Origin of the sequence: Rhodopirellula sp. UBA1907 (assembly GCF_002337565.1) — a bacterium.
GTDB lineage: Bacteria > Planctomycetota > Planctomycetia > Pirellulales > Pirellulaceae > Rhodopirellula > Rhodopirellula europaea.
The window spans coordinates 128,437-135,303 of the sequence record NZ_DDGH01000066.1; the positions used below are offsets into that span (position 1 = coordinate 128,437).

5 protein-coding genes are annotated in these 6,867 nt (G+C 56.7%); 1 reads left to right on the forward strand and 4 read right to left on the reverse strand.

The window, feature by feature from the left end:
- Positions 1 to 23: 23 nt before the first annotated feature.
- The 4 genes from B2R17_RS14805 to B2R17_RS14820 form a co-directional block, all read right to left on the reverse strand.
- Positions 24 to 458, reverse strand: a complete 435-nt coding sequence (locus B2R17_RS14805; protein WP_286764582.1) for a hypothetical protein — start codon at positions 456 to 458, stop codon at positions 24 to 26.
- A gap of 1 nt (position 459) precedes the next feature.
- Positions 460 to 1,536, reverse strand: coding sequence for a flotillin-like protein FloA (gene floA, locus B2R17_RS14810; RefSeq protein ID WP_286764583.1), 1,077 nt, complete (start codon positions 1,534 to 1,536; stop codon positions 460 to 462).
- A gap of 190 nt (positions 1,537 to 1,726) precedes the next feature.
- Entirely contained in the window at positions 1,727 to 3,469 is a 1,743-nt protein-coding gene (locus B2R17_RS14815; protein WP_286764584.1) for a YhjD/YihY/BrkB family envelope integrity protein, read from the reverse strand.
- Positions 3,470 to 3,627: 158 nt separating this feature from the next.
- Positions 3,628 to 4,662 carry a D-glycerate dehydrogenase gene (locus B2R17_RS14820; RefSeq protein WP_339887455.1) on the reverse strand — a complete coding sequence of 345 codons (1,035 nt, stop codon included), beginning with the start codon at positions 4,660 to 4,662 and terminating at the stop codon, positions 3,628 to 3,630.
- 216 nt (positions 4,663 to 4,878) lie between these two features.
- On the opposite strand from B2R17_RS14820, the gene B2R17_RS14825 reads away from it, so the two are divergent.
- The gene (locus B2R17_RS14825) at positions 4,879 to 6,774 is read left to right on the forward strand and encodes a tetratricopeptide repeat protein (RefSeq protein WP_286764586.1); all 1,896 of its coding nucleotides are present in this window, start codon (positions 4,879 to 4,881) and stop codon (positions 6,772 to 6,774) included.
- Positions 6,775 to 6,867 lie beyond the last annotated feature (93 nt).

The window sequence follows — 6,867 nt, forward strand, 5'->3', positions numbered from 1 at the left end:
TCCATCACAGAAAATTGGCGTCGCTAAAACGAGCGACGTTTGAGAATTTCGCTCATCAAGAACGCTTGCTGAGCCCCACCGGGTCGGGACAACAATCGTCGCAGATTGTCCACCGGTGTCGCCACCCGTCCTCTCGATTTGGAGCCGGACGATTTTCGATCGGACTCGTTCGTTCCACCGTCTACGTGCGGAAGGCTGGCCAAACGTTCCTCGACCACTTCCCCCATGACGACCTCGTCACCGCCGTGATCGTCGACGATGGAAACATCAATGGCCTCGGCAAGCTGCCGCGTCACCCGTTCGCGATTGCGATCGGAGTACTGTCGAGGACGCGAATTGCTGTCCTGACGTCGTTGCTCCTCTTGCAACGCACGAAACTCAATCGCGTTGCGTTGTCGAATCTCTGCCGACTTTCGCAAGAATGCTTCGAGCTCGTTAGGGTTTTCTTCGCGAGGCATCTCAGTGGGTCTCTTCAGGCGTGTCGGCATCGTTCGAATGCCCGGCCAAGGCACGCCGCATTTCGGTATCCGCACTCACGTTCTGCAGACGGTAGTAATCCATCACCAGCAGTTTTCCGCTTCGGAAAGCTTCGGCCATGGCGCGGGGCACGTCCGACTGTGCTTCGACCACCTCGGCCTGACTCTTTGCGATCTCCGCCTGCATCTCCTGCTCTTCGGCGACCGCCGCCGCACGCTTGCCTTCCGCATTGGCACGAGCCACCGCGGTGTCGGCTTCCGCCTGATCGGCTTGCAAACGAGCACCGATGTTGGCTCCCACGTCGATGTCAGCGATGTCAATGGAAACGATTTCAAACGCCGTTTGAGAATCCAGCTTCTTCACCAACACGGCTTTGCTGATCACGTCCGGGTTTTCGAGCACCGCCTTATGGTTGTCCGCCGACCCGATCGCACTGACGATGCCTTCGCCAACCCGAGCGATGATGGTTTCTTCCGTCGCACCACCAATCAATTGCTGTAGGTTGGCTCGCACGGTCACACGAGCTCGCACCTTCAACTGAATCCCATCTTTTGCGACCGCATCCAGCGATGGTTTCGCGGCACCTCGCGGTGGGCAATCGATGACCTTTGGATAAACACTCGTCTGAACCGATTCCAAAACGTCGCGTCCCGCCAAATCAATCGCCGTTGCTTCGCGAAACGTCAGCGAAATCGTCTTCGCCTTTTTCGCGGCGATCAATGCCCGGATGACTTGCTGCACGTTGCCGCCGGCCAAGTAATGGGCTTCGAGCGCACCGACGGTCAGCTCGGGATCGTCCAAGCCGGCTTGCGTTGCCATGATCTTGCTTCGCACGATCGCTCGTGTGTTGACCTTTCGAAAGGTCATTCCGATCAGGTTTCCGAACGAGATTTTGGATCCCGTCAGGACGGATTGGATCCATAATCCGAAATAGCTGGTGAAGATAAACAGCACCACAACAATCCCGGCGAAAATCACCAGTGCACCGATCAACAATGCAGTGGTGACCTTGGGCATCTGAGCCAAAGGCAGGGTGTCCAGCAACAGCGATGCAATCATGGGGCGTCTCATGGGAGCGGCATATGTTCGAACCAGACGAAGCTGCCAGGTTAGAAGAGGCTCGAATCGGACGGGAAGAAGGCGTTTTTTCCTTCGTCCCGTTTTTCGGGGGCCGATATCATCGTCCTGGCCCCGTCATCCAGTGTCAAGCGCAGCAACTCACTCGAACTTAACGCGGCGAGATCTTCACTCAACCATCCGAATTGGCATCGTCACCAGACTCGGGCTGGTCTGCTTCGGTAGCCACAGAATTGTCCTGCGTCGGCAAATCGGCATCCATCCATTCCGCCAAAGAACGAGTCCCCGCGGCAATGCACTCGGCTTCTTTGAGGGCGGCCAGGGTCTTCCAGGCGGGATGATCGTTCGCCGGCCGGAACCGGTGAGCCAGCCGCATCACATCAGCCAGCAAAATGTTGTCGGCGGGCCGGGCGAGAGTGAGCTGATTTTCTTGCCCCGCACCGGTGACCACACGCCGCAAGAAATTGGCCTCGATCAGCCGAGTCTCCATCTCGTGAACCACGCGGCTCGACAATCCCAACCGATCAGACAACTCCTGCCTTCCAACGGCTTCTCCATCGGCGAAAGCGATCGCGACTTCGGTCATGATCGGCAGCATCCAATCGGGGTCACCGGCCGGCAAGTCTTCCTGCTTCTCACCGCGCCGACGGAACTCTTTGCCACGAACCGTTTGCAAGGTGTAGGTCAAAATCAGTCCAAACAAAACGATCAGCCACGTTAGGTAAATCCAAAGCAGGAACAACGGGATCACGCCAATGGATCCATACAGTTCCAAATACGGAACGGCGGTCGTCACGTAAATCTGGAAACCATACTTGGCGAATTCCCACAACACCGCGCTCACTGCCGATCCCATCACCGCGGCACGCACCGATACATGTGTGTTCGGCATCAGCGCATACAGCAGGAACAACAAAACCCAAGAGGCGAGCAACGACAGAGCATGCTGCAGAATCCAAACCGGCCCAGAGCCAGCACCGAGATTTCCAAACCAATCGATCACCTGCGCTGACATGTAGAGACTCAGCGCCAACAGCCCGCTTCCGAGCGTGATGATCGACCAATGAACCGCCACGCGAATATGAATGGGTCGCTGCGATGGAGCATCGAAGATGCGGTTGAACAAATATTCGGTCGCATCCGCCAACGCCACGGCGGCGTAGATGAACAACAGCAAGCCAAAAACGCCGATCGACGCAAAGTCCAAGGAAGCAATCTTGGAAGTCGCATCTCGCAGGGTCTGTCGAATGATTTCGCGAGCTTGGTCGTCGGCTTCCGCTTTGCCTTCGATCTCTTCCGCATCGATGACTTCGCCGGCCGCATCCGCCGGAGTTGGAGGATATCCGGCAATGGTTGGATCCGTTGCATCACCCGCCAACGCCGCTTCATCCGGTAGTCCGTCGGGGATGCCTCCATCGCCAACTTCTTCAACGCCGTTCGCACCTGCCCCGGCGTCTTTATCCTCAGCGTTCTTGTTGGCTTCGCCTTCGTCCGGGACGACCAATTCGATCACGGGGTCATCCGAATCACCAAAATCTGGCGTGGTCACTTCCGTCGAGTCCACCGTCGCTTCGATTGGCAAAGCGTCCGGATCGGGTTCCGGCACCGGAATGTATTCGGCCGGAATCTGAGGAACGCCAAAGAACGAATACAGTTGGTTCTCAACCCTCAACTGCACATCGTCCAAGCCGCCGAAGACACGAAACATCACCAATCCCAACACCACGACGGGAATCAATGAAAAAATCGTTCGGTAAGTCAATTCCGCCGCCATGCCCTCGGCACGATGGCGGTGCAGTTGAGCGCTGCAGTGGATGACCAAATCCCACGCCGTTCGCAATTGATGCTGGCGGCGAGACAGTTCGTCTCTCGGGCGTTCAATCGTTTCGACGATGTAATTCCACCAGTGACGCACGGTGTATTCCTTGAGGGTGGTCGGCAGATGGAGGATTCGAAACGAGTGACGGATTGGCTGAACGAACGAAGGACCAAGCAGAAATCAACAGATTGTCGTTTGCTGCATCGTCACGTTCCGATCGCAGGGAGGCAACGTATCGCGCTCCCACAGATGACTCAGGTGACCGAGCACCGCAGCGGTTTCCCAGCCAACCCGGCGATCAAATTGTCGACCGCAATTTCCGACATCGCGTTTCGGCTGGTGTGAGTCGCACTGCCAATGTGCGGCAGGATCACGCAGTGAGGCGACTTCACCAAAGCGTGATCAGCCGACAAGGGCTCAGGCGTTGTAACGTCCAAACCAGCAGCGAAAATGGCTCGACTGTTCAAAGCATCGACCAAAGCATCTTGGTCGACAATCTCACCTCGCGCCGTGTTGATCAACACCGAGGTCGACTTCATTTTGCCAATCGCATCCGCATCGATCAGGTTGCGAGTCTCGTCCGTCAACGCGACGTGGACGGAGACAAAATCGCTTTCGGCTAACAAAGTGTCGAGTTCGACACGGCGGCCGCCCAATTCTTTTTCAACGTCACCTTGATCGCTTCGGGAGGTGTACAGGAGGTTCATGTCCCAGCCTCCCACCAATCGCTTGGCGGTTGCTTTCCCGATGCGTCCCATCCCGACGATCCCCAGGGTTTTGCCGGAGGGTTCGACGCCCAACCAACCTGTCGGCTCCCAAGTTTTCCACTCGCCTTCGCAAACTTGGTTGCCCGCTTGCAGGACGTGCCGCGAGGCAGCAAACAACAGCGACACGGCCAAATCGGCCGTTGCATCGGTCAACACGTCCGGCGTATTCCCCACCGCAACGCCGCGAGTCTCGGCCGCATCGACGTCAATGTTGTTGAATCCGACGGCATAATTGCTGACGACGCAAAGCTGATCTCCCGCGACGTCCATCAACTCACCATCGATTCGATCGCTCAGCATGGTCAGCAAACCGTGCCGGCCCTTCACCAACCGGCACAGCTCGTCGCGACTGGGTGGGATCGCCTCCGGCCAAACCTCCACTTCACAAACTTCTCGAAGCCGCTGCAGCGACTCGCCGGGAATTTGCCGCGTTACCAATACGCTGTGTTTCATCGTCTCAATTCCCAAACGTGGCGTTTCATTGACTCGATTCCCCTTCGCGGTTTTCTCAGAAACCGACATAATGGATCTCTGCCCCGCGACCAGGGCTTCTCGTTTCCTAAAAATGATACGATGGAGTTCATCCGCGAAACACAGGGTTCCGGATCTTCGAACGGAAACAGCGATCCTTTCCTGAACTCGCGTGCCACGTGCTGCGAACGGATTGAGCAGAAACGGATTCCGGAAACCGAATTCCACCCCTCCAACTTGCCCCCTACCCTTCGACGAGACTTCTGGATGAATCATCGACGCAGCGGCCAGCGTTCACCATTGAACCTCTCCCGTCCTTTTGCCGACACTTTCAGCCACCCTCGCTTTTTTGCGAGCATCGCGATCGTTTGTCTCTCCGCGTTGCCCGTTCATTCGTTGCAAGCCGCTCCGCAGCAAGCTGGCGAATCCACGCTCGAGCAGCCCCCGGCAACTGAAACCGCTCCTGCGGAAGAAGCCAAGCCGATACCACCGGTCGCGCCCGCTTTGCCAGGTGCACCGCCGCTGCTGCCTTCGCAAATGAAGCAATCAGCGGATCCTGGCCAAGCCGACTTGGACGAAGCCGTCCTCAAACGCATCGATGCTGAATCAAACGAGGATCTGGAAGCCGTTGCTTCGTTGATCGAATCCGCCTTGGCCAAGGGCCTTGACGACGAAAACCAATCTTTCGCGAAAAAGATGCTGGGCAGCATCCAACTTCAACGCGGCCAAGGCTTGGCCGGTGCGATGACTCGCATGCGAGGCCGCCGTGCTTTGCAAGTCCGTGATGAAGCCCTGCGAGTTCTCGACCAAGCGATCGAAAACGATCCTGGATTGGCCGAAGCTCACATGTTGATCGCCCGGTTGAACTTGCTTCCCGATGGTGACGAGGAACGAATCGCGAAAGCGACCTCGGCCGCGATCGAATTGTTGCAAGACGACCCAAAGGAACTCAGCACGGCGTATCTGCTGCGGGCGATGACCCAAGATGATACTGACGATCAATTGGCGGACCTTTCCAAAGCGATCGAACTCGACCCGAGCAACGCAGAAGCCGTCCGCCAACGGGCTGGACTTCGGATGCAAAACGGCGACTTCGACCAAGCCGTCGAGGATTTGCAAAAGGTTCTCGAACTCGATCCAACCAACGAACAAATTGCTGCCGCCACCGTCCAGCAACTTGTCGAACTGGACCGCGCCGACGATGCGTTGGAATTGCTCAGCAAAACGATTCAAGCTCGCCCCAGTGAAGGCCTTTATCGTTTGCGAGCCCTGCTGTACACGAACATGGATCGCGAAGATGACGCTCTGGCCGATTTGAACAAAGCCCTCGCGATGCAACCGAAAGATCCAATCGCGTTATTGCAACGCGCCGAGATCTCACTTCGTCGCGACGATGTCAAAGATGCCAAACGTGACCTAGATGCCGCGATCGATTTGGCACCGCAAGTCGAACAACTTGATCAAGCGATCGTCGTTCGCTGCTTCATCGCCGTCGAGGAAGGCCGCATGGCCGATGCGATCAACGACATGAAAATTCTGATCGACCGTAGTCCTGACGACGTGTATCGCCAACTGCAATTGGCGAACCTGTACTTGCAAGATGACCGACCTCGCCAAGCCATCGACATGCTGAGCGGTGTTCTCGATCGTGATCCCAAAAATGCTTCCGTGTTGCGATCACGTGGCGATGCTTACTTGGCCGTCGGCGATCATGCCGAAGCCATCGCGGACTACGAAAAAGCCCTGACCAACCTGGACGAAGACAACGAAACCGACGCGATCATTCTTCCTAGCGTCCTGAACAACTTGGCTTGGGTCCTGGCGACGTCGCCCAAAGACGAAGTTCGTAACGGCGCCCGATCTCTGCAACTGGGTTTGCGGGCAGTCGAAATGACTGACGAGTCCGAAGGTCACATCCTGAGCACCCTCGCTGCCGGCTACGCCGAATCGGGCGACTTCGAGAACGCGGTGAAGTGGAGCGAAAAAGCGGTCGAAGCGGCCAAGAAGGAACTGGAAGAAGGTGCCAGCGAAGAGTCCGTGCAGCTGAAACAACTGCAAGAAGAGCTGGAATCCTATCGCGTCAAAGAACCTTGGCGTGAAAAACAGGACACCGAAGAGAACCAGATCCCGCTGCTCTCACCCGATGATTTGATCGACACTTGATCGAGGGCCTCTCGGTCAGCCGATCCACAACGGCACACTTGGAAGTGTTGTAGGATGTTGCGAAGTTGTCTTCGCTCATTTCTCGGCGGGTTT